27 protein-coding genes and 1 riboswitch are annotated in these 22,725 nt (G+C 74.1%); of the genes, 19 read left to right on the forward strand and 8 right to left on the reverse strand.

Features of this window, described 5'->3' with window-relative positions; translation table 11 throughout:
• Both NH342_RS06165 and NH342_RS06170 read left to right on the forward strand, forming a co-directional pair.
• Positions 1 to 2,236: transglycosylase domain-containing protein (locus NH342_RS06165; protein WP_253012755.1), on the forward strand; the 2,236-nt coding region annotated here is incomplete at its 5' end.
• A gap of 13 nt (positions 2,237 to 2,249) precedes the next feature.
• Positions 2,250 to 3,860: a glycosyltransferase family 87 protein gene (locus NH342_RS06170; RefSeq protein WP_253012757.1), complete on the forward strand. Its 1,611-nt coding sequence runs from the start codon at positions 2,250 to 2,252 to the stop codon at positions 3,858 to 3,860.
• On the opposite strand, the gene NH342_RS06175 is transcribed toward NH342_RS06170, so the two are convergent.
• Positions 3,750 to 4,562, reverse strand: a complete 813-nt coding sequence (locus NH342_RS06175) for a deoxyribonuclease IV (RefSeq protein ID WP_253012759.1) — start codon at positions 4,560 to 4,562, stop codon at positions 3,750 to 3,752. The two genes, NH342_RS06170 and NH342_RS06175, sit on opposite strands and share 111 nt — an antisense overlap.
• A 145-nt stretch (positions 4,563 to 4,707) precedes the next feature.
• Here NH342_RS06175 and NH342_RS06180 point away from each other — a divergent pair, with 145 nt between their 5' ends.
• The 7 genes from NH342_RS06180 to NH342_RS24115 all read left to right on the forward strand — a co-directional run bounded on the left by NH342_RS06180 (position 4,708) and on the right by NH342_RS24115 (position 10,092).
• Complete coding sequence (locus tag NH342_RS06180) at positions 4,708 to 5,739, forward strand: hypothetical protein (RefSeq protein ID WP_253012761.1); 1,032 nt, start codon at positions 4,708 to 4,710, stop codon at positions 5,737 to 5,739.
• Between the two features lie 121 nt (positions 5,740 to 5,860).
• Positions 5,861 to 6,148, forward strand: a complete 288-nt coding sequence (rpsF, locus tag NH342_RS06185; protein WP_091067342.1) for a 30S ribosomal protein S6 — start codon at positions 5,861 to 5,863, stop codon at positions 6,146 to 6,148.
• Between the two features lie 2 nt (positions 6,149 to 6,150).
• The gene (locus NH342_RS06190; protein ID WP_253012763.1) at positions 6,151 to 6,645 is read left to right on the forward strand and encodes a single-stranded DNA-binding protein; all 495 of its coding nucleotides are present in this window, start codon (positions 6,151 to 6,153) and stop codon (positions 6,643 to 6,645) included.
• 30 nt (positions 6,646 to 6,675) lie between these two features.
• The gene (rpsR, locus tag NH342_RS06195; RefSeq protein WP_055763176.1) at positions 6,676 to 6,912 is read left to right on the forward strand and encodes a 30S ribosomal protein S18; all 237 of its coding nucleotides are present in this window, start codon (positions 6,676 to 6,678) and stop codon (positions 6,910 to 6,912) included.
• A 2-nt stretch (positions 6,913 to 6,914) separates the two neighbouring features.
• Positions 6,915 to 7,370 (forward strand): 50S ribosomal protein L9, encoded by a 456-nt coding sequence (rplI, locus tag NH342_RS06200; RefSeq protein WP_253012765.1) that lies wholly within the window; start codon positions 6,915 to 6,917, stop codon positions 7,368 to 7,370.
• 592 nt (positions 7,371 to 7,962) lie between these two features.
• The gene (gene dnaB / locus NH342_RS06205) at positions 7,963 to 9,333 is read left to right on the forward strand and encodes a replicative DNA helicase (RefSeq protein WP_253012767.1); all 1,371 of its coding nucleotides are present in this window, start codon (positions 7,963 to 7,965) and stop codon (positions 9,331 to 9,333) included.
• A gap of 72 nt (positions 9,334 to 9,405) precedes the next feature.
• Positions 9,406 to 10,092 (forward strand): VOC family protein, encoded by a 687-nt coding sequence (locus tag NH342_RS24115; protein WP_253012769.1) that lies wholly within the window; start codon positions 9,406 to 9,408, stop codon positions 10,090 to 10,092.
• On the opposite strand, the gene NH342_RS06215 is transcribed toward NH342_RS24115, so the two are convergent.
• The gene (locus NH342_RS06215; protein ID WP_253012771.1) at positions 10,076 to 10,534 is read right to left on the reverse strand and encodes a cupin domain-containing protein; all 459 of its coding nucleotides are present in this window, start codon (positions 10,532 to 10,534) and stop codon (positions 10,076 to 10,078) included. The two genes, NH342_RS24115 and NH342_RS06215, sit on opposite strands and share 17 nt — an antisense overlap.
• A 48-nt stretch (positions 10,535 to 10,582) precedes the next feature.
• Between NH342_RS06215 and NH342_RS06220 the strand changes: the two genes are divergently transcribed.
• Entirely contained in the window at positions 10,583 to 11,419 is an 837-nt protein-coding gene (locus tag NH342_RS06220) for an alpha/beta hydrolase (protein ID WP_253012773.1), read from the forward strand.
• A gap of 26 nt (positions 11,420 to 11,445) precedes the next feature.
• Entirely contained in the window at positions 11,446 to 11,835 is a 390-nt protein-coding gene (locus tag NH342_RS06225) for an MmcQ/YjbR family DNA-binding protein (RefSeq protein ID WP_253012775.1), read from the forward strand.
• A gap of 45 nt (positions 11,836 to 11,880) precedes the next feature.
• Here NH342_RS06225 and NH342_RS06230 read toward each other — a convergent pair whose 3' ends face one another.
• A complete protein-coding gene (locus tag NH342_RS06230; protein ID WP_253012777.1) occupies positions 11,881 to 12,552 on the reverse strand; it encodes an NUDIX domain-containing protein in 672 nt (223 codons plus the stop codon).
• Between the two features lie 82 nt (positions 12,553 to 12,634).
• Between NH342_RS06230 and NH342_RS06235 the strand changes: the two genes are divergently transcribed.
• Entirely contained in the window at positions 12,635 to 13,633 is a 999-nt protein-coding gene (locus tag NH342_RS06235) for an SPFH domain-containing protein (protein ID WP_253012780.1), read from the forward strand.
• Positions 13,630 to 14,508 (forward strand): hypothetical protein, encoded by an 879-nt coding sequence (locus tag NH342_RS06240; protein ID WP_253012782.1) that lies wholly within the window; start codon positions 13,630 to 13,632, stop codon positions 14,506 to 14,508. The genes NH342_RS06235 and NH342_RS06240 overlap by 4 nt, the downstream gene beginning before the upstream one ends.
• Here the strand turns inward: NH342_RS06240 and NH342_RS06245 are convergent.
• A complete protein-coding gene (locus tag NH342_RS06245) occupies positions 14,474 to 15,085 on the reverse strand; it encodes a class I SAM-dependent methyltransferase (protein WP_253012784.1) in 612 nt (203 codons plus the stop codon). The genes NH342_RS06240 and NH342_RS06245 overlap by 35 nt on opposite strands.
• A gap of 18 nt (positions 15,086 to 15,103) precedes the next feature.
• On the opposite strand from NH342_RS06245, the gene NH342_RS06250 reads away from it, so the two are divergent.
• The gene (locus tag NH342_RS06250; RefSeq protein WP_253012786.1) at positions 15,104 to 16,441 is read left to right on the forward strand and encodes a DNA polymerase IV; all 1,338 of its coding nucleotides are present in this window, start codon (positions 15,104 to 15,106) and stop codon (positions 16,439 to 16,441) included.
• Here the strand turns inward: NH342_RS06250 and NH342_RS06255 are convergent.
• The 4 genes from NH342_RS06255 to thiM all read right to left on the reverse strand — a co-directional run bounded on the left by NH342_RS06255 (position 16,360) and on the right by thiM (position 19,293).
• Positions 16,360 to 17,037 carry a TenA family protein gene (locus NH342_RS06255; RefSeq protein ID WP_253012788.1) on the reverse strand — a complete coding sequence of 226 codons (678 nt, stop codon included), beginning with the start codon at positions 17,035 to 17,037 and terminating at the stop codon, positions 16,360 to 16,362. The genes NH342_RS06250 and NH342_RS06255 overlap by 82 nt on opposite strands.
• Positions 17,034 to 17,861 (reverse strand): bifunctional hydroxymethylpyrimidine kinase/phosphomethylpyrimidine kinase, encoded by an 828-nt coding sequence (thiD, locus tag NH342_RS06260; RefSeq protein ID WP_253012790.1) that lies wholly within the window; start codon positions 17,859 to 17,861, stop codon positions 17,034 to 17,036. Before thiD ends, NH342_RS06255 begins: the two co-directional genes overlap by 4 nt.
• Positions 17,858 to 18,490 carry a thiamine phosphate synthase gene (thiE, locus tag NH342_RS06265; protein WP_253012792.1) on the reverse strand — a complete coding sequence of 211 codons (633 nt, stop codon included), beginning with the start codon at positions 18,488 to 18,490 and terminating at the stop codon, positions 17,858 to 17,860. The genes thiD and thiE overlap by 4 nt, the downstream gene beginning before the upstream one ends.
• Positions 18,487 to 19,293, reverse strand: coding sequence for a hydroxyethylthiazole kinase (thiM, locus tag NH342_RS06270; RefSeq protein WP_253012794.1), 807 nt, complete (start codon positions 19,291 to 19,293; stop codon positions 18,487 to 18,489). The genes thiE and thiM overlap by 4 nt, the downstream gene beginning before the upstream one ends.
• Positions 19,284 to 19,377, reverse strand: a riboswitch (TPP riboswitch). (Overlaps the previous gene by 10 nt.)
• Positions 19,378 to 19,506: 129 nt before the next feature.
• Here thiM and NH342_RS06275 point away from each other — a divergent pair.
• The 5 genes from NH342_RS06275 (at position 19,507) to NH342_RS06295 (ending at position 22,669) form a co-directional block, all read left to right on the forward strand.
• On the forward strand, positions 19,507 to 20,052 hold the full coding sequence (locus NH342_RS06275) for a hypothetical protein (protein ID WP_253012796.1): 546 nt from the start codon (positions 19,507 to 19,509) through the stop codon (positions 20,050 to 20,052).
• On the forward strand, positions 20,049 to 21,563 hold the full coding sequence (locus NH342_RS06280) for a flotillin family protein (protein WP_253012798.1): 1,515 nt from the start codon (positions 20,049 to 20,051) through the stop codon (positions 21,561 to 21,563). The genes NH342_RS06275 and NH342_RS06280 overlap by 4 nt, the downstream gene beginning before the upstream one ends.
• 61 nt (positions 21,564 to 21,624) lie before the next feature.
• Positions 21,625 to 21,846 carry a hypothetical protein gene (locus NH342_RS06285; RefSeq protein ID WP_253012840.1) on the forward strand — a complete coding sequence of 74 codons (222 nt, stop codon included), beginning with the start codon at positions 21,625 to 21,627 and terminating at the stop codon, positions 21,844 to 21,846.
• Positions 21,846 to 22,238 (forward strand): type II toxin-antitoxin system VapC family toxin, encoded by a 393-nt coding sequence (locus tag NH342_RS06290; protein ID WP_308200619.1) that lies wholly within the window; start codon positions 21,846 to 21,848, stop codon positions 22,236 to 22,238. The genes NH342_RS06285 and NH342_RS06290 overlap by 1 nt, the downstream gene beginning before the upstream one ends.
• Positions 22,235 to 22,669, forward strand: a complete 435-nt coding sequence (locus NH342_RS06295; protein WP_253012802.1) for a GNAT family N-acetyltransferase — start codon at positions 22,235 to 22,237, stop codon at positions 22,667 to 22,669. The genes NH342_RS06290 and NH342_RS06295 overlap by 4 nt, the downstream gene beginning before the upstream one ends.
• Positions 22,670 to 22,725 lie beyond the last annotated feature (56 nt).

A 22,725-nucleotide genomic window follows, 5' to 3' on the forward strand; every position in this document is an offset into this window, starting at 1 on the left:
CGGCGGCGACCGGGGCCGGACGACGGCCGCGCGCACCGGCGGGCCCGCCACCGTCTCGGCCCGGCCCGCCGGCGGCAAGCGGAAGGGCAAGGGCAAGCGGACGGCGAAGCAGAAGCGGCGCCGCGTCTACAAGGTGCTCGCCTCGCTGGTGCTGGGCGGGCTGCTGCTGCTGGGCGTCTTCGTCGGCGTGGTCTACGCCAACACCACGGTGCCGAACCTGGACGACGTCCAGCAGGACCAGCTGTCGATCATCTACTACTCCGACGGCACCACGGAGATGGCCCGGCTCGGCACCGAGAACCGGATCAACGTCACCCTCGACCAGGTCTCCGAGCCCGCCCGCGAGGCGGTGCTGGCCGCGGAGAACCGGAACTTCTACTCCGACCCGGGCATCTCGGTCACCGGCATCGCCCGGGCGGCCTGGAACAACCTGACCGGCGGTTCCACCCAGGGCGGGTCGACGATCACCCAGCAGTACGTGAAGAACACGCTGCTCACCGCCGACCAGACCTTCAGCCGCAAGTTCCAGGAGCTGTTCCTGGCGGTGAAGCTGGACAACAGCTACTCCAAGGACGAGATCCTCCAGGGGTACCTGAACACCATCTACTTCGGCCGCGGGGCCTACGGCATCCAGGCCGCTGCGCAGACCTACTTCGGGGTCGACGCCAGTGCCCTGACCGCCCAGCAGGGCGCCGTCCTCGCCGTCCTGATCCGCAGCCCCAGCGCCTACGACCCGGCCAGCAACCCCGAGGGCGCGCAGGACCGGTGGGGCCTGGTGCTCGACGGCATGGTCGAGCAGGGCTGGCTGAGCTCGGCCGACCGCCAGGCCTCGACCTACCCCGAGGTGCTGCCGGCGTCCACGGCGAACCTGAACTACCCGGACGGCCCCGAGGGCTTCATCGCCCGGCAGGTGGTCGCCGAGCTGCAGTCCCGCTACGGTCTGGACGACCAGGACGTCTTCGCCGGCGGCCTGCGGATCACCAGCACGGTGAACAAGGGCTACCAGGACGCCGCGGCCGCCGCTGTGGCCGACGTGATGCAGGGCGAGCCGGAGAATCTCCGGGAGGCCCTGGTGTCGGTGGACCCGCGGACCGGTGCGGTGCTGACCTACTACAGCCCGGTGACCTCCACCGGCACCGACTACGTGCAGGCGCAGCGGCAGCCCGGCTCGTCGATGAAGCCCTACGTGATGGCCACCGCGCTGGAGCAGGGCATCGGTGTGGAGACCCGCTGGGACGGCAGCTCCCCGCAGACCTTCCCCGACCGCGAGGCGCCGGTCCGCAACTCCGGCGGCGCCTCCTGCGGCAACTGCACCCTGGTGCAGGCCATGACCCGGTCGCTGAACACGACGTTCTACGGCCTGGCCTACGAGGTCGGGGCGGAGAACGTCCGCGACACGGCGCTGGCCGCCACCGGGATGCCCGACACCTGGTCGGGGGGTGCCCTCGACGGTGGGCGCACGCTGGCCAACGCCGAGGGCACCACCGGGTCGGCCATCGGCATCGGCGAGTACGAGATGCGCCCGATCGACCAGGCCGTCGGCTTCGCGACCATCGCCAACGGCGGGGTCCGGCACGGCACGCACATCGTGTCCCAGGTGACCGACTCCGCCGGCGGGGTCATCGTCTCCCCCGACGCGGTGGTGGACACCGGGACGCAGGCCATGCCGGCCGACGTCGCCAGCGACACCACCTACTCGATGGAGGGCGTCGCCGAGTACTCCCGGCGCAGCCTGGACGGCGACCGCCCGGTGGCCAGCAAGACCGGCACCCAGGGCCAGGGCGAGGACAACTCCGACGCCTGGATGGTCGGCTTCACCCCGTCGATCTCGACGGCGGTGTGGATGGGCAACGACAGCCCCAGTGACCCGATCGTGAACGCCGCCGGGTCGATCATCTTCGGCTCGGGTCTGCCGGGGGCGATCTGGCAGCAGTACATGGACGCCGTCCTGGCCGGCACGCCGGTCGAGGAGCTGCCCAGCCAGCCGATCATCGACGGCGACTCCGGCCGGGGCTCCCCGGTCCAGCCGACCACCCAGGCCCCGCCGCGGACGACGGAGGCCCCGGTGACCACCACCGAGGCCCCGCCGACCACGACGCAGGCCCCGCCGACGACCACCCAGGCCCCGCCGACGACCACCCAGGCGCCGCAGCCGACCACGGCGGCACCGACCACGCCGACGACCCAGTCACCCGGTCAACCCGGCGTCGGTCTGCCGACACCGACCACCCGTTGACCACACTGACCGGGTGAGCACGCACGACTCGGGCCCGCCCCCGGCCGACGAGCCGGCGGGTGGGCCCGCGCCGTCCACGGTGCGGGTCAGCGAACCGCCGCAGGTGGCGGCACCGCCCTGGCCGGACCGGGTCGTGCCGAGCTGGACCGACCGGGTCGCCGCGCAGGCCAGCGAGGCCGTCGGTGGCCCGTGGGGCCGGCACGCGGTCACCGGACGCGCCCTGTTCTGGACCCCGCTGCGGGTCTGCCTGCTGTTCTGCGTGCTCGGTCTCGCGCTGGCCTGGGCCAAGCAGTACCCGTGCTCGGACGGCAACTGGGTGGGTTCGAAGCAGTACACCCACTTCTGCTACTCCGACACCGTCCCGCTGTTCGGCCTGCGCGGCCTGAACTCCGGCCAGGTGCCCTACCTGGACTCCGCCGTGGAGTACCCGGTGCTCACCGGCGGGTTCATGTGGGTCGCCTCGGTGCTGGCCCGCGGCTACGACTCGCTGGCCCGGACGGTCGGCCTGCTGCCCACCGTCGTGCCGGTGCAGAGCTACTACGTCGTCACCTGCCTGGTGCTGGGCGTCTGCGCGCTGCTGGTCACCCGCTCGGTCGTCGGCCTGGCCGGACGTCGGCCGTGGGACGCGGCGATGGTCGGGCTGTCCCCGCTGCTGGTGGTGCACGCCTTCACCAACTGGGACCTGTTCGCGGTGGCGCTGGCGTCGCTGGGCATGTGGGCCTGGGCGAAGCGGCACCCGGTGCTGGCCGGGGTGCTGATCGGGCTGGGGACGGCGGCGAAGCTGTACCCGGTGCTGCTGCTCGGCGTCCTGCTCGTGCTGTGCCTGCGCGCCGGGAAGCTGCGGGCCTGGGCCACCACGACGGTCGCCGCCGCGGCCGCCTGGTTGGTGGTCGACCTGCCGATCGCGCTGCTCGCGCCGGAGAACTGGCAGCTGTTCTTCACCCTCAACGACAGCCGCCCCGCCGACCCCGACACGCTGTGGAACATCGCCATCCAGGCCAGCGGCGGCACCCTCCTCGACGGCCCGCTCGCCGACGGCCAGAGCCCGGCGGTGCTCAACACCTGGGTCGCGGTGGCCACCATCGCGGTCTGCGTCGCCGTCGCGGCGCTCGGCCTCACCGCCCCGCAGCGGCCCCGGGTGGCCCAGCTGGCCTTCCTCCTGGTGGCAGGGTTCCTGCTGGTCAACAAGGTCTGGAGCCCGCAGTACTCGCTGTGGCTGCTGCCGCTGGCGGTGCTGGCCCGCCCGTCCTGGCGGTCGTTGCTGCTGTGGCAGGCCACCGAGGCGGTGCTGTGGGTGCCGCGGCTGCTCTGGTACCTGGGCACCGACAACAAGGGCGTCGACGTGCAGTGGTTCTTCCTCGCCGTCGGGGTGCGCGACGTCGCCGTCGTGGTGCTGATGGCGCTCGTGGTCCGGGACGTGTGGCACCCGGGGCTGGACCGGGTGCGGCGCAGCTGGCCCGGCACCGACGACCCCGCCGGCGGGCTGCTCGACGGCGCCCCCGACCGCTTCCGGCTAGCCCAGCGCCGCCCGGACCCGGGCGATCTCGCCGGCGTGGGAGGCGGCGTCGCCGGGGGTCTCCAGGACGACGGGGCAGCCGGCGGCCCGCGCCACGCCGAGCAGTAGCTCCTCCGGGACCTGCCCCTCGCCCAGCGGGGCGTGCCGGTCGCGGGTGGAGCCGGCCTCGTCGCGGCTGTCGTTGAGGTGCACCAGGTCGATCCGGCCGGTGATCGCCCGGACGTCGTCGACGACGGTGGACAGGTCCCAGCCGGCCGCCCAGGCGTGGCAGGTGTCGAGCACGAAGCCGGCACCGAACTCCCCGACGGTGTCCCAGAGCCGGGCCAGCGCGTCGAGCTCACGGGCCATGGCCTTGTCCCCGCCCGCGGTGTTCTCGATGAGCACCGGGACGGGGAACCCGCCGTCGGCGGCCTGGCGCTCGAACAGCTTGCGCCAGTTGTCGAAGCCCGCGGCCGGGTCGTCCTTGCCGGTGACGTGGCCGCCGTGCACCACCATGCCCGCCGCACCGACCGCGGCCGAGGCCGCCGCGTGCTGGCCGAGCAGCTTGCGGCTGGGGATGCGGATGCGGTTGTTGGTCGAGGCCACGTTGAGCACGTAGGGGGCGTGCACGAACACCGTCAGGTCGGCGGCGCGCAGCTCCTCGGCGTCCGGCCGCGGCTTCGGTGCCTTCCAGTCCTGGGGGTCGGCGAGGAAGACCTGCACGGCCGAGGCGTCGACCTCGGCGGCCCGGGCCAGCACACCGCCGTCGTCGACCTCGCCGCCCTCGGTGAGGCCGGAACCGACGTGTACTCCTACCGGGTGCGACGACATGCACCCGAACGTAGGCCGTGCGGGTGACATCGGGATGCGGGCGTATCTCCTGCGTCACACACTCGTTGGGACACGTGGTAGGTGTTACCCGCAGGCACTGCTAGCGGTGACCACAGCTCGGGTCTCGACGGAGAGGCGCAGGACGATGCACAGCGGACGGATCGCCCGGTCGGCACGGCGGGGCATCGCCGTGCTCACGCTCGGCTGGCTGGTCGCGGTGGTGGGCTCGGTCCTCGCCGCGCCCGCCGCCACGGCTGCGCCGACGGCGACGGTGGAGATCAGGACCCTCACCCCGCCCACGGTCAGCATCGACGCCGGCGGCACGGTCACCTTCGTCAACTCGGTGGCCTCCTACCCGGCCAGCACCACGCTGCCGCTGGTCGGGTCACTGGGCGGCACCGTCTACACCGACGTCTCGGTGGCGTTCAACGGGTCGACGAAGGGCCTGCAGCTCGGCCAGTCCGCCCAGTACACCTTCCCGTCCAGCACGGTGGGCGCGATCACCTACACCTACCGCGTGGTGCCGGCCACGGGCACCCCGGCCGCCGTGGTCAACGACCTGGTGAACGGCATCGTGCGCACCCTGCCCGCGCTGCCGGTCGGCACGCCCTTCGTGGTGAACACGCTGGTGCCGCTGCCGAACCTGCCCTCGGCGAACCTCCCCACGCTGCCGCCGGTCACCGTGGCCGTGCCGTCGCTGCCGGTGCCGGCGGCGCCGTCGGCCCCGGTGGACCCCCCGGTGACCTCCGGGGGCGAGCAGACCGCCGCCCCGACCACCGAGCAGCCGGCCCCGGCGCCGGTCGACGGCACCGGGTACGCCTACGGGGTGCCCAGCACCTCCGGGCAGCTCGCCCCGCTGGACAGCTCGGCGGCCGCCGCCTTCGACCCCTCGCGCTACGCCACCGGCGACGCCGCGTCCAGCCGTGGCGGCAGTGGCGGCGGCGGGGTGGCCGGCAGCTACGACGGCGCGTCGGTGCCGGTGTTCGGCCAGCTCGCCGGGCTGGGCGGGTCCCTGCCCGGTGGTGGCGACGGCGTCGAGGTCGCCTCGGACTCCCGGGCCAGCAGCCCCGACCCGGCGCTGTCGGTGCCGGCGCTGGCTGCCGTGGTCGCCCTCGCCGGTGTCACCGCCGCCCTGGTGCGCACCCATCTGGCCCAGCGGTCGGCGTCCCGCTCCTGATACCCTCGGCGGAGCGCTCCTGTCCGGCTGCTGTCCTGGGCCGTCCAGGGGCGCGACGCGTGCAAGCCCTCCTGCTGCAGATGCCCTGCAGCCGCTGAGACCAGAGGAGGTGGGGTTCTCCGTGCGTCACTACGAATTGATGATCATCCTCGATCCCGAGCTGGAGGAGCGTTCGATCGCTCCCAGCCTGGAGCGGTTCCTCTCCGTCGTCACCAACGCCGGTGGCACCGCGAAGACCGAGATCTGGGGCCGGCGCCGCTTGGCGTACGAGATCAAGAAGAACGTCGAGGGCATCTACGCCGTCGTCGACATCCAGTCCGAGCCCGCCGCGGTCGCCGAGCTGGACCGTCAGCTCAACCTGAACGAGTCCATCCTGCGCACGAAGCTGATGCGGCCCGAGGTCCACTGACCGTGGCCGGCGAGACCGTCATCACCGTCATCGGCAACCTGACCGCCGACCCGGAGTTGCGTTTCACGCCGTCCGGTGCCGCCGTCGCCAACTTCACCGTGGCCTCCACGCCGCGGACCTTCGACCGCCAGACGTCGGAGTGGAAGGACGGCGAGGCACTCTTCCTGCGCTGCAACGTGTGGCGGCAGGCGGCGGAGAACGTCGCCGAGTCCCTCACCCGTGGCTCCCGGGTCATCGTCAGCGGTCGCCTCAAGCAGCGTTCCTTCGACACGAAGGAAGGCGAGAAGCGCACCGTCGTCGAGCTGGAGGTCGACGAGATCGGCCCCTCCCTGCGCTACGCCACTGCGAAGGTCACCAAGGCCAACCGCGGTGACGGCGGCGGGGGCTTCGGTGGCGGCTCCGGCGGCGGTGGGGGCTTCGGCTCCTCCGGCGGCGGCAGCAGCGCCAGCGACCCGTGGTCGACCCCGGCCTCGTCCAGCGACGAGCCCCCCTTCTGATCTCGCACCACCCCTGAGAAAGAGAAACCAGTGCCCAAGCCCCCGATTCGCAAGCCGAAGAAGAAGGTCTGCCAGTTCTGCAAGGACAAGGCGACCTACGTCGACTACAAGGACACGACGCTGCTGCGGAAGTTCATCTCCGACCGCGGCAAGATCCGTGCCCGCCGCGTCAGCGGCAACTGCAGCCAGCACCAGCGCGACGTCGCCGTGGCCGTGAAGAACAGCCGCGAGATGGCCCTGCTGCCCTACACCTCCACGGCGCGCTGACCATGAGCGCATCGAAGCTGATCCTGACCCACGAGGTCGCCGGCCTCGGCTCCGCCGGGGACACCGTCGAGGTGAAGGGCGGGTACGCCCGCAACTACCTCCTGCCCCGCGGTCTGGCCATCGTCGCCACCCGCGGTGCCGAGAAGCAGGTGGCCGGCATCCGCCGGGCGCGTGCGGCCCGCGAGGTCGCCACGCTCGAGGAGGCCAAGCAGGTCGCCGGCCAGCTGGGCTCGCTGAGCGTCACCGTGCCGGCCAAGGCCGGCAAGGGTGGCCGCCTGTTCGGCTCGATCACCACGGCCGACGTCGTCGCCGCGGTGACCGCCGCCGGTGGCCCCGCGCTGGACCGCCGCCGGGTCGAGCTGCCCAGCTCGATCAAGTCGACCGGTGCCCACACCGTCACGGTGCGGGTGCACCCCGAGGTCAGCGCGACGCTGGCCATCGAGGTCGTCGCTGCCTGATCGCACGTGCTGTCCCGGAGGGGGCGTCGGACCGCTGGTCCGGCGCCCCCTCCGTCGTTCGTGGCCCCTCCCGCCCGCCCGGCCCAGCGTCGATCAGGGAGGTTGATCGAACTCCGTCCTCCCTCGCCAGATCTGGTGCAGGAGGACGGACTCCGGTGCAGGGGGACGGGCTCTGGCGGCTTGTGCCAGACCGCGGTGGGGCCCGTGGTGAGGGTGGTGCGTCCTGCCCGTCCACGACGCGCCCGGGCGTCCGGCGCCACCAAGTTTTTCTGCCGTCCACAGCCTGGGCGCAGCCGATCGCCAGGTGACCGGCTGCTTCCCGTCAGGTGACGGGTGGCCGTCCCGCCGCCGTCCACACGACGGCTGCGTCCGTCCACGGAGCCGTCCACAGGTTGTGCAGAGCGGTGTGCACAGCGGTCGTGGACGCCGTCCCCCGGGCTGCCTAGCGTTCCTCCCCGAGCGCGCCGCGGGCGCCCGGACGCCGCCCGCGCGGAACTGTCGGACCCCCGCGGTAGCAAGAGCACGACGGCCCGCCCGGAGGCGGGCGCCGGTCGTGACCGGGGGACGGCGACAGCGAAGAGGAGCACCGCGCGTGGCAGTGGTCGACGACATCAGCAGGCCGGTGGCCTCGGCGCCGGAGTACGACCGCCAGCCCCCTCAGGACGTCGCTGCCGAGCAGTCGGTCCTGGGCGGCATGCTGCTGAGCAAGGACGCGATCGCCGACGTCGTGGAGGTCCTGCACGGCGCAGACTTCTACCGGCCGGCGCACCAGGTCGTCTTCGACTGCATCCTCGACCTCTACGGCCGCGGTGAGCCCGCCGACGCGATCACCGTCGCCGCCGAGCTCAACCGCACCGACCAGCTCTCCCGCATGGGTGGTGCGGTCTACCTGCACACCCTCATCGCCTCCACCCCGACCGCGGCCAACGCCGGCTACTACGCCGCGATCGTGGCCGAGCAGGCCGTGCTGCGGCGGCTGGTCGAGGCCGGCACCCGGGTCGTGCAGCTGGGCTACGGCGCGGCCGGCGGGCGGGGCGACGTCGACGACATCGTCGACCGCGCCCAGCAGGAGATCTACGACGTCACCGAGAAGCGGATGAGCGAGGACTACTCGCGCCTCGAGGACGTCCTCCAGCCCACGATGGACGAGCTCGACGCCATCGCCAGCCGCGGCGGCACCGCCCGGGGCGTGCCCACCGGCATCCGTGACCTCGACGAGCTGACCAACGGCCTGCAGGCCGGCCAGATGGTCGTCATCGCCGCGAGGCCCGGGGTTGGCAAATCGACCCTTGGACTTGACATTGCGCGCAATGCATCCGTCAAGCACCACCAGGCCGCGTGCATCTTCTCCCTGGAGATGAGCAAGCACGAGATCACCATGCGTCTGCTGTCGGCCGAAGCGAAGGTGCCGCTGCACCACATGCGCGCCGGCACGCTGTCCGACGAGGACTGGTCGAAGCTGGCCCGCCGCATGGGCGAGGTCGCCGACGCCCCGCTCTACATCGACGACTCGCCCAACATGACGATGATGGAGATCCGGGCCAAGGCGCGGCGGCTCAAGCAGCGCAACGACCTCAAGCTCGTGGTCATCGACTACCTGCAGCTGATGACGTCGGGCAAGCGGGTGGAGTCCCGTCAGCAGGAGGTCTCGGAGTTCTCCCGCGCGCTCAAGCTGCTGGCCAAGGAGCTCGAGGTCCCGGTCATCGCGATGAGCCAGCTCAACCGTGGCTCCGAGCAGCGCCAGGACAAGAAGCCGATGCTGTCCGACCTGCGCGAGTCCGGCTCGATCGAGCAGGACGCCGACATGGTCATGATGATCCACCGCGAGGACATGTACGAGAAGGAGTCCCCGCGGGCCGGCGAGGCCGACATCATGCTGGTCAAGCACCGCAACGGCCCGACCGCGAACGTCACCGTCGCCTTCCAGGGCCACTACTCACGCTTCGTCGACATGGCCAACTGACCCGGGGCTCCGGGCGCCCCCGGCCCCTGATCCCCAGCGGTGTCGGACGGACGCACCCGGCACGATGACGGCGTGGACTCCTCCGCACTGACCCGCACGCAGGCCCAGGACGCCGTCGCGGGGCTCGGCTGGCGGCTGCTGCTCGGCGAGCTGGTCACCGCCGTCCCGCTGGACTCCCTCGCCGAGGGCGCGGGGCTGCTGACCGCGGTGGCCGTCGAGCTCGGGCCCGACGGCGACGCCCACCTGCGCGCCGACCTGCGGCCCGACCGGCTCCGGCTGGGCCTGCAGGACCGGGCCCGCGGCGTGGTCACCGCGGCCGACGTCGAGCTGGCCCGCCGGGTCACCGAGCTGGTGGACCGTCCTGTCGACCCGGTCGGCGAGACCCGCGTGCAGGAGCTGGAGATCGCCGTCGACGCCCTCGACATCCCGGCCGTGCGGCCGTTCTGGGCCGCCGTCCTCGATCTGGTCCCGCAACCCGGGGACGACGACGCCCTGGTCGACCCGGCCGGCCGGCTGCCGGCCGTCTGGTTCCAGCAGATGGACGCCGAGCGCCCGCAGCGCAACCGCATCCACCTGGACATCACCGTGCCGCACGACGTCGCCGACGCCCGGGTGGCCGCCGCCCTGGCTGCCGGTGGCCGGCTGCTGTCCGACGACGCGGCCCGCTCGTTCTGGGTGCTCGCCGACGCCGAGGGCAACGAGGTCTGCGTGTGCACCTGGCAGGACCGCGACCGGCCCGGCGTCAGTCCCGCAGGTTGAGCTGGTCGTACCGGGCGGCCAGCTCGTCGAGCTCCTCGGTGGTCGGGGTCCGGCCGTCGGCCCGCAGCTCCACCATGCCGCGGAAGTAGTCCTCCCGCGGCGCCCCGGGGGTGAACAGGATCAGGAACCGGCACCCGGCGTCCTCGTCCGCGGCCCGGAAGCCGTGCACCCCCGACCGCGGCACGTAGACCAGGTCGCCCGGCCCGGCCGTCGTCCAGCGGTCGCCGTCCAGGACCGCCAGTCGGCCCTCCAGCACGTGGAAGGACTCGCTGAACGTGCGGTGCACGTGCGGGCCCGGCCCACCACCGCCCGGCGGGAGGGTGACCTCGAAGAGGCCGAAGTCGCCGCGGGTCTGCGCGCCGGTGGCCACGAAGCGGGTCTGCCCGGCCACCTCCTGGTCGCCGTGCCGGGAGACGGTCGCCGGGTCGGGCAGGTAGCTCATCCCGCGGGTCTACCCCATCCGGCCGGCCCTCCGCCACGAACACCGGCCGTGCGGATCAGCGACCGGGTGCAGGCGATGGCGATGCACGCGACCGCGCGGTGGACCGTCCGCTACGGCGAGCAGCTGCGGTTCGCGGGCACCGAGCTGCCCCCGCCGTCCGTCGTCCGGGTGCCGACCCGGCACGGGCCGGCACCGGTCCACGTGTACGGGCAGGGGACGACGGCGCACGTGCACTGCCACGGCGGCGCGTGGCTGATGCGCTACCCGCAGATGGACGACTGGTGGTGCCGCTACCTGGCCGCGACCACCGGCGCGGTGGTGCACAACGTCGACTTCCGCACCGGCCCCTACGTCGTCTACCCGGTCGCCCAGGAGCAGGCCCACGACGTCGCCGCCTGGGTGGCGCAGCGGTTCGACCGCACGGCCGTCGGCGGGTTCTCCTCCGGCGGCGGCATGGCCGCCGCGGTGGCGCTGATGGCCCGCGACCAGGGGTCGTTCGCCCCCGCTCTGCAGGTGCTCGGCATCCCGGCCCTGGACATGGCCTCGGAGGTGCCCGTGGGCGCGGGGATGATCTCGCCGACCCTGCGCGGGCTGGTCCGCCGGGTCTACTTCCCCGACGTGGAGCGCCGCCGCGAGCCCTACGCCTCCCCGCTGCTCGCCCCGGACCTGACCGGCCTGCCGCCGGCCCTGGTGCTCACCGCCGGCCGCGACACCCTCCGCCCGGACGGCGTCGCCTACGCGCAGCGGCTGCGGGAGGCCGGCGTCGACGTCTGGCACCACGACACCCCCGGCGTCGACCACTACTTCCTCACCGAGGACCCGGTGCGCGCCCGCGACACAATGGCCGAGGTCGCCGACCGGCTCCGGGCGGCCCTTGTGGGCTGAAGCCCCGACGGGCCAGGGTGTGCGCCGTGGCCACCTGGGACGACGTCGAGCGGATCGCGACCGGCCTGCCGTCGGTGCAGGAGGGCACCACCTGGGGCAACCGGTGCTGGAAGGTGGCCGGGAAGACCTTCGTCTGGGTCCGGCCGCTGGGGAAGAAGGACCGGGCCGACCTGGGGGACGCGGCCCCCGCCGGTGAGGTCATGGGCATCCGGGTGGACGGCGAGGGCGGCAAGGCCGAACTACTGGCGGCCGAGCCCGAGGTCTGCTTCACCATCCCGCACTTCGACGGGTACAGCGCGGTCCTGGTCCGGCTCGACGAAGTGGCGCCCGAGCTGCTCACCGAGCTGATCGAGGACGCCTGGCGGGTCATGGCCCCGCCGAAACCCCGCCGTGATCACGGACTCCAGGACACCTGATCGCGGCGCGTCGCGCGCACAGGTCCGTGATCACCGACGGGTCCCTCAGGTGTCGGCGCGGAGCAGGGGCGGGTGCAGCTGCTCGGCCGGGCCCCGCCGGTACAGCTGCGCCGGCCGGCCGCCGTCCCGGGTGGTGGTCTCCCCCGTCGGCTCGAGCAGGCCGGGCGTCCCGGTGACCTTGCGGTGGAAGTTGCGGGGGTCCAGCGGACGACCCCAGACCACCTCGTAGACCCGGCGCAGCTGCGCGACGGTGAACTCCGGGGGGCAGAAGGCGCAGGCCAGGGCGGTGTACTCCAGCTTGGCCCGGGCCCGTTCCACGCCGTCGGCCAGCACCCGGTCGTGGTCGAAAGCCAGGCCGCCGGCCCGGTCGACCGGCACCCAGCGGGCCTCGGCCGCGTCGGTCCCCGCGGTGGGCGCCGGCTGGTCGGGCACCAGGGCCAGGTGGGCGACGGTGACCACCCGCTGCCGGGGGTCGCGGTCCGGGTCCCCGTAGGAGGCCAGCTGCTCCAGGTGGCCCACGGCCAGGCCGGTCTCCTCGGCGAGCTCGCGGGCGGCCGCCGTCGCCAGGTCCTCGTGGGGTCGGACGAACCCGCCCGGCAGGGCGTCCCGCCCGAGGAAGGGTTCCTCGCCCCGGCGCACCAGCAGCACGCACAGCTGGTCGGCCCGCACGGTCAGCACGACCAGGTCGACGGTCACCGCGAACGGGGGGTGGGCCACGGAGCCACCCTAGCGTCACATTGACGACAACCCCCGAGGGCGTTTATCGTCAAGCTGACGACAACAACCCGAGGAGGACGTCGTGGCCGACATCGCCCGCTACCCCTTCGCCCGCCACCTGCGTGGCTCGGCGACCGCCCACGTCCAGCACGTGACCGCCGGTCGGCTGCGGCACGGCGGCACCGGGGCCAGCTTCTGGTTCCGCCCGCTCTCGGCGGTGCTCAGCGAGGTCCCGGTCGACGACCGGGAGCTGCCCCTGCTCTTCCACGCCCGGACGGCGGACTTCCAGGACGTCACCGTGCAGATGACGCTGACCTACCGCTTCGCCGACCCCACGCTGGCCGCCGGGCGGGTGGACTTCTCCATCGACCCCGACACCGGCCTCTGGCGCGGCACCCCGCTGGAGCAGGTCGCCGGGCTGCTCACCGAGTCGGCCCAGCAGCACGCGATCGACCTGCTGGCCGCCACCGGCCTGACCACCGCGCTCACCGCCGGGGTCGGCCCGGTGCGCGACGCGGTCGCGGCGGGCCTGGCCGCCGACGCCCGGCTGGCCGAGACCGGCATCGCGGTCGTCGACGTCCGGGTGGTCGCCATCCGGCCCGAGCCGGAGGTCGAGCGGGCCCTGCGGACGCCGACCCGCGAGCGGGTGCAGGCCGAGGCGGACGCCGCGACCTACGCCCGGCGGGCGACCGCGGTGGAGCGGGAACGGGCGATCAGCGAGAACGAGCTGGCCAGCCAGGTCGAGCTGGCCCGCCGCGAGGAGGAGCTGGTCGGCCAGCGCGGGGTCAACGCCCGGCGGGAGGCCGAGAACGCCGCGGCCGCCGCGGAGATCGCGGCGGAGTCGAAGGCCCGCCGCGACCGGGCGGCCGCCCAGGTCGAGGCCGAGCGCACCCGGGTGCAGGGCGAGGCGCGCGGTGCGGCCAACCGAGCCGAGTGGGCGGTCTGGGTGGACATGCCGGTGGAGACCGTGCACGCCCTGGCGCTGCGCCAGCTGGCGAGCAACCTGCCGCAGGTCCAGAACATCACGGTGACGCCGGACGTGCTCACCGGGCTGCTGACCAGGCTGGGGGTCGAGCGGTGAGCCTGGCACCCCGGGTGGTGCTGGTTCACCGGGCCACCGAGCTGACCGAGCTGGTGGCCCGGCACGGCACCCGCGGGCAGGCCGCGTTCTTCCTGCGCAGCCGCGGCCGGGACGTCGAGGAGGTCGCCGCGCACGACGCCGCCCAGCGGGCCGCCGTCGCCACCGCGCTGGCCCAGGTGCCGGTGGACTGGCGGCGGGGCAGCGTGGAGCGCGCCGACCTGCCGCGGTTCCTGTTCGCCCCGGACGACGTCGTCCTGGTGGTCGGGCAGGACGGCCTCGTCGCCAACGTGGCCAAGTACCTCGACGGGCAGCCGGTGGTCGGCATCGACCCCGAACCCGGCCGCAACGCCGGCGTGCTGGTCCGGCACCGGGCCGCCGACGTCGGCGAGCTGCTGGCGGCCCGGGGCAGCACGCAGGCCCGCACGATGGTGCGGGCCGAGTCCGACGACGGCCAGGAGCTGACCGCGCTCAACGAGGTGTACCTCGGCCAGCCCACCCACCAGACCGCTCGCTACCGGCTGCAGGCGCCCGGGTCGCCACCGGAGCGGCAGGCGTCGTCGGGTCTGCTGGTCTCGACCGGTACCGGGGCCACCGGGTGGTGCCGGTCGGCGGCGCTGGAGCGGCGCAGCCCGCTGGCGCTGCCGGGGCCCACCGACCCCGCGCTGGCCTGGTTCGTCCGCGAGGCCTGGCCCTCGCCGGTCACCGGCACCACCTGCACCGAGGGCCTGCTGGGCCCGGACGAGGAACTCGTGGTGACCGTGGAGAGCGACGGGCTGGTCTCCTTCGGCGACGGCCTGGAGGACGACCACCTGACCCTGACCTGGGGCCAGCAGGTACGGATCAGCCGCGCGGAACGGGCCCTGCAGCTGGTCTGAGCAGGGCGACCAGGAAGGTCGAGTCCGCGGCGAACGGGCGCAGGTCCCAGGTCGACAGCAGCACGTCCTCGGCCCACCCGGTCGCCGCGGCGTCGGCGCGGAACTCGGCGAACCCGTAGCCGCGGTGGTCGCCGAACCCGATGGCCATCCGGCCCCCGGGCACCAGGTGCGCGCGCAGCCGGGTGAGGGCGTCGCGGCGCAGCGCGTGCTCGACGAACGTGATGACGTTGCCGGCGCAGACCACCGCGTCGAAGGTCTCGCCGAGGTCGAAGGTGGTCAGGTCGTCGACCACCCAGCGCGGGCCGGGGTGGTCGGTCTCGGCCGCGGCGACCAGCACGGGGTCGCCGTCCACCCCGGTGACGTGGTGCCCGGCGCGGTGCAGCGCACCGCCCACCCGGCCGGGCCCGCAGCCGGCGTCCAGCACCCGCGACCCGCGGGGCAGCATCGCGTCGACCAGGCGGGCCTCGCCGTCCAGGTCGGCGCCCTCGGCCGCCAGGCCGCGGAAGCGGTCGACGTACCACTGGGAGTGGTCGGGGTCCTCGGCCGTGATGGCGGCCCAGCTCGCGTACTCGCTCACCCGGGCATCATGCAGGGGATGCGATCCGAGGCCGGTGTGCTGCACCTGGACCTCGACGCCTTCTTCGCCGCCGTCGAGCAGCGGGACAAGCCCTCGCTGCGCGGCAAGCCGGTCGTCGTGGGCGGCACCGGCGGGCGCGGGGTGGTCTCCACGGCCTCCTACGAGGCCCGCGCCTACGGCGCCCGCAGCGCCATGTCCACCGCCGAGGCGCGTCGTCGGTGCCCACCCGGGACGGCGTTCCTCGGCGGCCGGTTCGCCGCGTACTCGGTCACCTCCCGCGTGGTCATGGACCTGCTGCGCGAGCTGTCCCCGCTGGTCGAGCAGGTCAGCGTCGACGAGGCCTACGTCGACCTCGCCGCGGGCGGTCACGACCTGTCCGTCGAGGGCCTGACCGCGCTGGGCCGCGACCTCAAGGTGCGCATCCACGCCGCCACCGGCGGGGTCCGCGGCTCGGTCGGCATCGGGTCGTCCAAGACGATGGCCAAGATCGGCAGCGAGCTGGACAAGCCCGACGGCCTGCTCGTCGTCCCCGCCGGCGCCGAGCTGGACGTGCTGCACCCGCTGCCGGTGCGCTCCCTGCCCGGCGTCGGCCCGGCCACCGGGGACCGGCTGTCGGCGGTCGGCGTCCGCACCGTCGGCGACCTGCACGAGCGGTCGCTGACCGACCTGGTCGCCCTCGTCGGGCAGGCGCACGGCAGCGGCCTGTTCCGCCTGGCCCGCGCGCTGGACGAGAGGCCCGTCGTCCCCGAGCGGGAGGCCAAGAGCGTCTCCGCCGAGCGCACCTACGCCACCGACCTCACCGACCTGGGTCGGCTGCAGAACGAGATCCGGTGGCTGGCCGACCGGGTGGTCGCCCGGCTGCAGAAGGAGGGGACGGCCGGCCGCACGGTGACGCTGAAGTTCCGCCGCTACGACTTCACCACCCTGACCCGCTCGCAGACCCTGCCCCAGCCGGTGGACGACGCCCGCACCGTCACCGAGGTGGCCACCCGGCTGCTCGGCGGCATCGACCGCACCGGCGGCGTCCGGCTGCTCGGCGTCGGCGTCTCCGGTCTGGCCACCTACGTGCAGGGCGACCTGTTCGCCGAGGACGCCGCCCCGCTGGTCCTGGAGGACGAGGAACCGGACGTGGCCGAGCCGGAGTCGCGCACCTGGTACCCGGGGCAGGACGTCGCGCACGCCGACATGGGTGCCGGCTGGGTGTGGGGCAGTGGCCTCGGGCGGGTCACCGTGCGGTTCGAGGGGCCACGGACGCCGCCCGGGCCGGTGCGCACCTACGCCGTCGACGACCCGTCGCTGGTCCCTGCCGAGCCGCCCGACTGGCGCGGCACCGAGGACCAGAAGTCCCGCTCGTAGGCCGTCGCCACCGCGAAGCTCCGCAGCATCGCGGGCTCCAGGTCCGGTGTCGCGGCGGCGTCGGTGAGCTCCCGGGCCCGTCGCGCCGACTCCTGGAACCCCGGGTCGTCGTAGGTGGTGACCCACCGCAGGTACGGGTGGTCAGGGACGGCCCGGGCGGCCGGGGCCAGCCGGGCGCCGGTGTGCGCGTACACCCAGAAGCAGGGCAGCACGGCCGCGCAGGCCACGGCGTAGGGCTCGGTGGCCGCCGTCGCGACCAGGTAGGAGACGTAGGCCCGGCAGGTCGGACTGGGCTCCTCGGCGCGCGGGCCACCGCCGAGCAGCTCGAGCAGGTCCGCGTGCAGCGAGGTCTCGACCACCGCGGCGGTGTGCGCCGAGCTCGCCCAGAACGCCCCCGCCGCCGGGTCGGGGGCGCGGGCGGCCAGGAGCGCCAGGGCCTTGGCGTACCCGGCGAGGTAGAGGGCGTCCTGCTCCAGGTAGGCGCGGAAGGCGGTCGGCTCCAGGGTGCCGTCGGCCAGGTCCGCGAGGAAGGGCAGCGCGTCGATCCCCGCCCGCAGTTCCGCCGTCCCCGCCCACGCACGGTCGGTCGTCGTCACCACAGCTGAGCCAGGTGGTGGACCGGTCCGTTCCCCGAGCCGACGTGCAGGTCGTCGGCCGCCTCGAGCCCGGCCTGCAGGAGGTCGCGGGCGTCCTCGACCAGGGCCGGCCAGTCGGGGGCCGTCCCGGCCGTCGACGGCACGGTGGCCACCGCGGCCAGGGCCGCGGACAGCGTGCATCCGGTGCCGTGCGTGTTCCGGGTGGGGACGACGGGACGGCGGCTGACGTGCACCCCGCCACCCCGGACGGCGAGGACGTCCACGCCCTCCCCCAGCTCGGCCGCCAGGTGGCCGCCCTTGACCAGCGCCGCCCCCGGGCCGAGGTCGAGCAGCGCCACCGCCTGGTCGCGCAGGTCGGCCTCGCTGCGCGCCGGTTCCCTGTGCAACAGCCGGGCCGCCTCGGGGACGTTCGGCGTGACCAGCGCGGCGACCGGCAGCAGCACGTCGCGGATGGCGGTCACCGCGGCCTCGTCGACGAGGGCGTCCCCGCTGGTGGCGACCATGACCGGGTCGACGACCACCGGTCCGGCCGTCCCGCCGGCCAGCAGGTCCGCGACCACCTCGACCACCTCGGCGGTGGGCAGCATGCCGGTCTTGGTGGCGTGCACCCCGACGTCGTCCAGCAGCGCGGTCAGCTGGTCGGCGACGAAGGGTGCGGGCACCAGGTGGACGCCGGTGACGCCCCGGGTGCTCTGTGCGGTGAGCGCGGTGAGCACCGCGCAGCCGTAGGTACCCAGCGCGCTGAACGTCTTGAGGTCGGCCTGGATCCCGGCCCCGCCACTGGGGTCGGAGCCGGCGACGGTCAGCGCGACGCGAGCGCTCACCGGAACGCCCCGCGGAGGGCGGCCGCGGCGGCGCGGGGGTCGGGCGCGGCGCAGACGTCGGACACCACGCAGACGCCGTCCACGCCGGTCGCCACCAGCTCGGCGACCCGGTCGGAGCGCACACCGCCGATCGCCACCGTGGTCAGCCCACCGGCGCCGGCGACCAGCCGGGCGACACCGGCCGGCCCCAGCGCCGGGCCTGCGTCGGTCTTGGTCGCCGTCGCCCACACCGGGCCGATGCCCAGCAGGTCGACCGTGCCGGCGGGCAGGGCGAGCGCGGCGGCCAGCTCCTCGTCCGTGCCGACGGACAGGCCGACGTGCAGCTGCGGGGCGTGCGCCCGGACGTCGGTGACCGGCAGGTCGGACTGGCCCACGTGCACGCCGTCGGCACCGGCCAGCAGGGCGACGTCCAGGGCGTCGTCGACGACGACCGCGACGTCGCGTCGGTCGGCGAGGACCGCCTGCACGGCCCGGGTCAGCTCGAGCAGCTCGCGCCGGGACGCCGTCTTGTCCCGCACCTGGACAGCGGTCACCCCGCCGGCCACCGCGGACACCACCACGTCGGGCACCGATCGTGGGCTGCAGAGCACGGTGTCGGTGACCAGGTACAGGGTGGGGTCGACGCTCACGCCTGCTCCCGGACGTCGGCATCGGCCAGCTCGTCGGGACCGACTGCGTCGAGCGCGTCCAGCCACGCGGTGGCGAAGGAGCCCGGGCCGACGCATGCCGCCGCGGCGCGCTCGGCGGCGACCGCGACGTGCGCGTGCGCGGCGACCGCGCCCCACAGGTTCGACCCGGTGGAGGCCACGTACGCCGCGGTCAGCGCGCCGAGGGCGCACCCGGCACCCGTCGTACGGGTCAGCAGCGGGTGCCCGCCGCCGACCCGGACCGTCCGGTCGCCGTCGGTGACCAGGTCGACCTCGCCGCTGACCGCGACCACCCCGCCGGTACGCCGCGCCAGGTCGGCGGCGGCGTGCGCGGCGGTGTCGACACCGACCGTGCTGTCCGTGCCGCGCCCGCCCGCCCCGGCACCGGCCAGGGCGATGACCTCGGAGGCGTTGCCGCGGACGACGTCCGGCCGGTGCTCGAGCAGCTCGACCGCCAGCCGGGTGCGGAAGCCGAGTGCGCCGACGGCGACCGGGTCGAGCACCCAGGGCGTGGCGTCGTCGGCGGCCCGCGCGGCGGCGGCTCGCATCGCCTCGGCCGTGCGGGCGTCGAGCGTGCCCACGTTGACCAGGACCGCCGAGGCGAGCGCGGCGAACTCCGCTGCCTCCTCGGGGGCGTCGACCATGGCCGGCGAGGCGCCGACGGCCAGCAGGGCGTTCGCGGTGAACGCCTGGACGACGGTGTTGGTCAAGCAGTGCACCAGCGGGCGCACCTGGGTCAGCGCGGTCCGGGCCGCCATCAGCGACGCGGTCGTGGAACGGCTCATGTCGACATCCCTTCGCCAGTACGAGCTGGAGCAGGTTCGACGGGTGTCATCTCAGCCCCTGGCGGGGCACCCCGTGTCGGCGCCGATCCTGGCACCCCGTCGCGGGGCGTCGTCCACAGGGGTGAGGTCGGTCCACAGATCCGGCACGCGGCTTGATCGCAACCTCCCGACCTGTGAGGCTGGCCGTCCGCCCCGCCGACGAACAGGAGCCCGTTGGACGCCACCTCGATCGCGTTCCTCGCCGTGGGCGGTGTCGGGGTGCTGGTCCTGCTGGTCGCGCTGCTGGGCGGGGAGATCGCCGACCTGGGCCACCCCGACGCCGACGGTCCGTTCTCCCTGCCGGCCATCGCGGCCTTCGTCGGGGGCGTCGGCTTCGGCGGCGCGGCGGCCTCTGCGCTGCTGCCCGCGCTGCCCGGCGTGGCCACGGTGCTGCTGTGCCTGCTGGTCGGCGTCGTCGTCGCGCTGCCGCTGGCGGCCGGCGCGGTGAAGCTCGCCTCCTCCCTGCGCGACATGAACACCACGCCGACGCTCACCAGCGGCGACGTCCTCGGCGCCCAGGGCGTGGTGGTCTCCGCCGTCCCGGCCGGCGGGTTCGGCGAGGTACGGCTCGCGCTGCACGGTCAGCAGCTGAAGTACGCGGCGCGCAGCGAGGTACCGCTGCCCGCCGGCACGCCCGTCTACGTCGTCGACACCCCGTCGCCGACCTCGGTGGAGGTCGTCTCGACCGCACCGGATGAGTCTGGAGGCCCCACCCCGTGACCCTGCTCTACGCGATCGGCGGCATCGCCGTCCTCGTCGTCCTGCTCGTGCTGCTGGTGCTCTCCCGCATCAAGGTGGCCGGGCCCAACCAGGCGTTCCTGGTCACCGGCCGGCAGGGCCGCTCGGTGACCGGTGCCGACGGCACGGTCAGCCGCGACATGAGCGGCCAGAAGGTCGTCATGGGCGCGAGCGTCTTCGTGCTGCCGGTGGTGCAGAAGCTGCACACCCTCGACCTGTCCAGCCGGCGCATCCCGGTCGGCATCCGGGGCGCGGTGAGCAAGCAGGGCGTCAAGTGCGACCTCGAGGGCGTGGCCATCGTCAAGGTCGGTGGCAACGAGTCCTCGATCCGCGCCGCCGCGCAGCGGTTCCTGCAGCAGCAGCAGGGCATCGACACGTTCACGTCCGAGGTGCTCGCCGGTGCGCTGCGCTCCATCGTGGGCCGGCTGACGATCGAGGAGATCATCCGCGACCGCGCCGCGTTCGCCTCCGCCGTCGCCGAGGAGGCCGAGTCCTCCCTCACCGGCCAGGGCCTGGTGCTGGACACGTTCCAGCTGCAGGACATCCAGGCCGAGGGCACCTACCTGGCCGACCTCGGCCGTCCCGAGGCCGCCCGGGTGCTCAAGGAGGCCTCCATCGCCGAGGCCCGCGCCCGGCAGGCCGCCCAGCAGGAGCAGTTGCTCGCCGACGAGGCCATCGCGGTCTCCCAGCGGCAGCTGGCGCTCAAGCAGGCCGAGATCAACGCCGAGATCGACGCCGCCAAGGCCAAGGCCGCCGCGGCCGGCCCGCTGGCCCAGGCCGCGCAGGACCAGCAGGTGCTCGCCGAGCAGGAGAAGGTCGCCGCCCGCAACGCCTCGCTGACCCAGGCGCAGCTGGACACCCAGGTCCGCCGTCCCGCCGACGCGGAGCGCTACCGGGTGGAGCAGGAGGCCGAGGGCCGCAAGAACTCCGCCATCCTGGCCGCCGAGGCCGACCGGCAGGCCACCATCGCCGCCGCGCAGGCCGCGGCCGAGCAGGCCAAGCTCTCCGGTGAGGGTGAGCGCGCGCGGCGTTCGGCGCTGGCCGAGGCCGAGGCGATCGAGGGCGCCAAGCGCGGTGAGGCCGAGAAGCTGCGCCGGCAGGCCGTCGCCGACGCCGTCGAGCGGGAGGGCGCCGCCGAGGCGGCCGCGATCCTGGCCAAGGGCAAGGCCGAGGCGGAGTCCATGGACGCCCGCTCGCAGGCCTTCAGCACCTACGGCGAGGCCGCGATCCTGGACCTGCTGGTGAAGGTGCTGCCCGAGGTCGTCTCGGCCGCGGCCGCCCCGCTGTCCAGCGTGGAGAAGATGACCGTGATCAGCGCCGACGGGCCCGGGTCGCTGTCGAAGTCGGTGGCGTCGAACGTGGCGCAGGGCCTGCAGCTGTCCGGTGACCTGACCGGCCTGGACGTCCCCGCCCTGCTCAAGCGGCTCTCCGGTGCCGTGGCCGACGGCTCGGGCCCGGCCTCTCCCGAGCGGGTGGCGGTCGACGGGTCATGACGGACATGTGCAGCACATGCAGATGGATGTGCTGCACATGTACGCTGACCGGGTGCCGAAGATGCTGCAGGTCCGCAACGTCCCCGACGACGTCCACGCCCGGCTGCAGGAACGAGCATCGGCGGCCGGCATGTCCCTGTCGGAGTACACCTTGCGTGAGCTGAGCAAGGTCGCTGCTCGGCCGACCCAGGAGGAGGTCTTCCGCCGCGCGGAGGCCCTGGGGCTGTCGGCGACGTTCGAGGAGACGCTCGCAGCCCTGGACGAGGGACGGGCCGAGCGCTGATCGTCGCCGACACCTCGGCGCTGTTCAGTGCGCTGACCGACGACGGCTCGTCCGGGGTGCTGGCCCGTGACGCCCTCCGGGCGCACGACGTGCACGCCCCGGCCCTCGTGGACGTCGAGTTCCTGCAGACGATCCGGCGGAAGGTGCTGGCCGGGATCTGGTCCGTCGATGCCGGTCGTGCGGCGCTCGACCAGCTCGTCGCGTTCCCCCTGCAGCGACACGACCATCTCCTGCTGCTCCGGCGCTGCTGGGAGCTGCGCGACTCGGTCTCGGCATACGACGCCCAGTACGTTGCGCTCGCCGAGCTGCTCGGGGCGGTGCTCGTGACCGCCGACGTCCGGCTGTCCCGGGCGCCGGGATTGCGCTGCGAGGTGCGAGTGTTGACCGCGTGATCGTCGAGAAGCGGTTCGCCGAGCTCACCCCCGGCGAGCTGTACGGCCTGCTGAAGCTGCGGGTCGACGTGTTCGTGGTGGAGCAGTCCTGCCCCTACCCCGAGCTCGACGGCCGGGACACCGAACCGGGCACGCTGCACGTGTGGGTCCCCGGTGAGGACGGCGAGGTGCTGTCCTGCATCCGGGTGCTGGCCAACGGCGAGGACCGGGCCATCGGCCGGGTGGCGACGGCGGCGTCCGCCCGCGGCCGGCGCCTGTCGGCGCAGCTGGTCGCCCGCGGGCTGGAGCTGAGCGCCGGCCGCACGGTCGACATCGGCGCCCAGGCCTACCTGGAGGCCTGGTACGCCAGGTTCGGCTTCGCCCGGTCGGGGCCGGACTACGTCGAGGACGGCATCCCCCACCTGCCGATGCGGATGGTCGCGCCCGCCTGACCCCGACCCGCCGGTGATCATGGGGTTGTTGCCGGGTGACGCGCGGTGGGCGGCGT

Source organism: Klenkia sp. PcliD-1-E (assembly GCF_024124375.1).
In the GTDB taxonomy this organism is placed as follows: domain Bacteria; phylum Actinomycetota; class Actinomycetes; order Mycobacteriales; family Geodermatophilaceae; genus Klenkia.

What these genes read in the sequence shown, in the direction of transcription:
- NH342_RS06175 (WP_253012759.1), bottom strand. Translation starts at nt 4,562, where the DNA reads ATGTCGTCGCACCCGGTAGGAGTACACGTCGGTTCCGGCCTCACCGAG.
- NH342_RS06285 (WP_253012840.1), top strand. Translation starts at nt 21,625, where the DNA reads ATGCTGCAGGTCCGCAACGTCCCCGACGACGTCCACGCCCGGCTGCAG.
- rplI (WP_253012765.1), top strand. Translation starts at nt 6,915, where the DNA reads ATGAGCGCATCGAAGCTGATCCTGACCCACGAGGTCGCCGGCCTCGGC.
- NH342_RS06180 (WP_253012761.1), top strand. Translation starts at nt 4,708, where the DNA reads ATGCACAGCGGACGGATCGCCCGGTCGGCACGGCGGGGCATCGCCGTG.
- thiM (WP_253012794.1), bottom strand. Translation starts at nt 19,293, where the DNA reads ATGAGCCGTTCCACGACCGCGTCGCTGATGGCGGCCCGGACCGCGCTG.
- NH342_RS06250 (WP_253012786.1), top strand. Translation starts at nt 15,104, where the DNA reads ATGCGATCCGAGGCCGGTGTGCTGCACCTGGACCTCGACGCCTTCTTC.
- NH342_RS06215 (WP_253012771.1), bottom strand. Translation starts at nt 10,534, where the DNA reads ATGAGCTACCTGCCCGACCCGGCGACCGTCTCCCGGCACGGCGACCAG.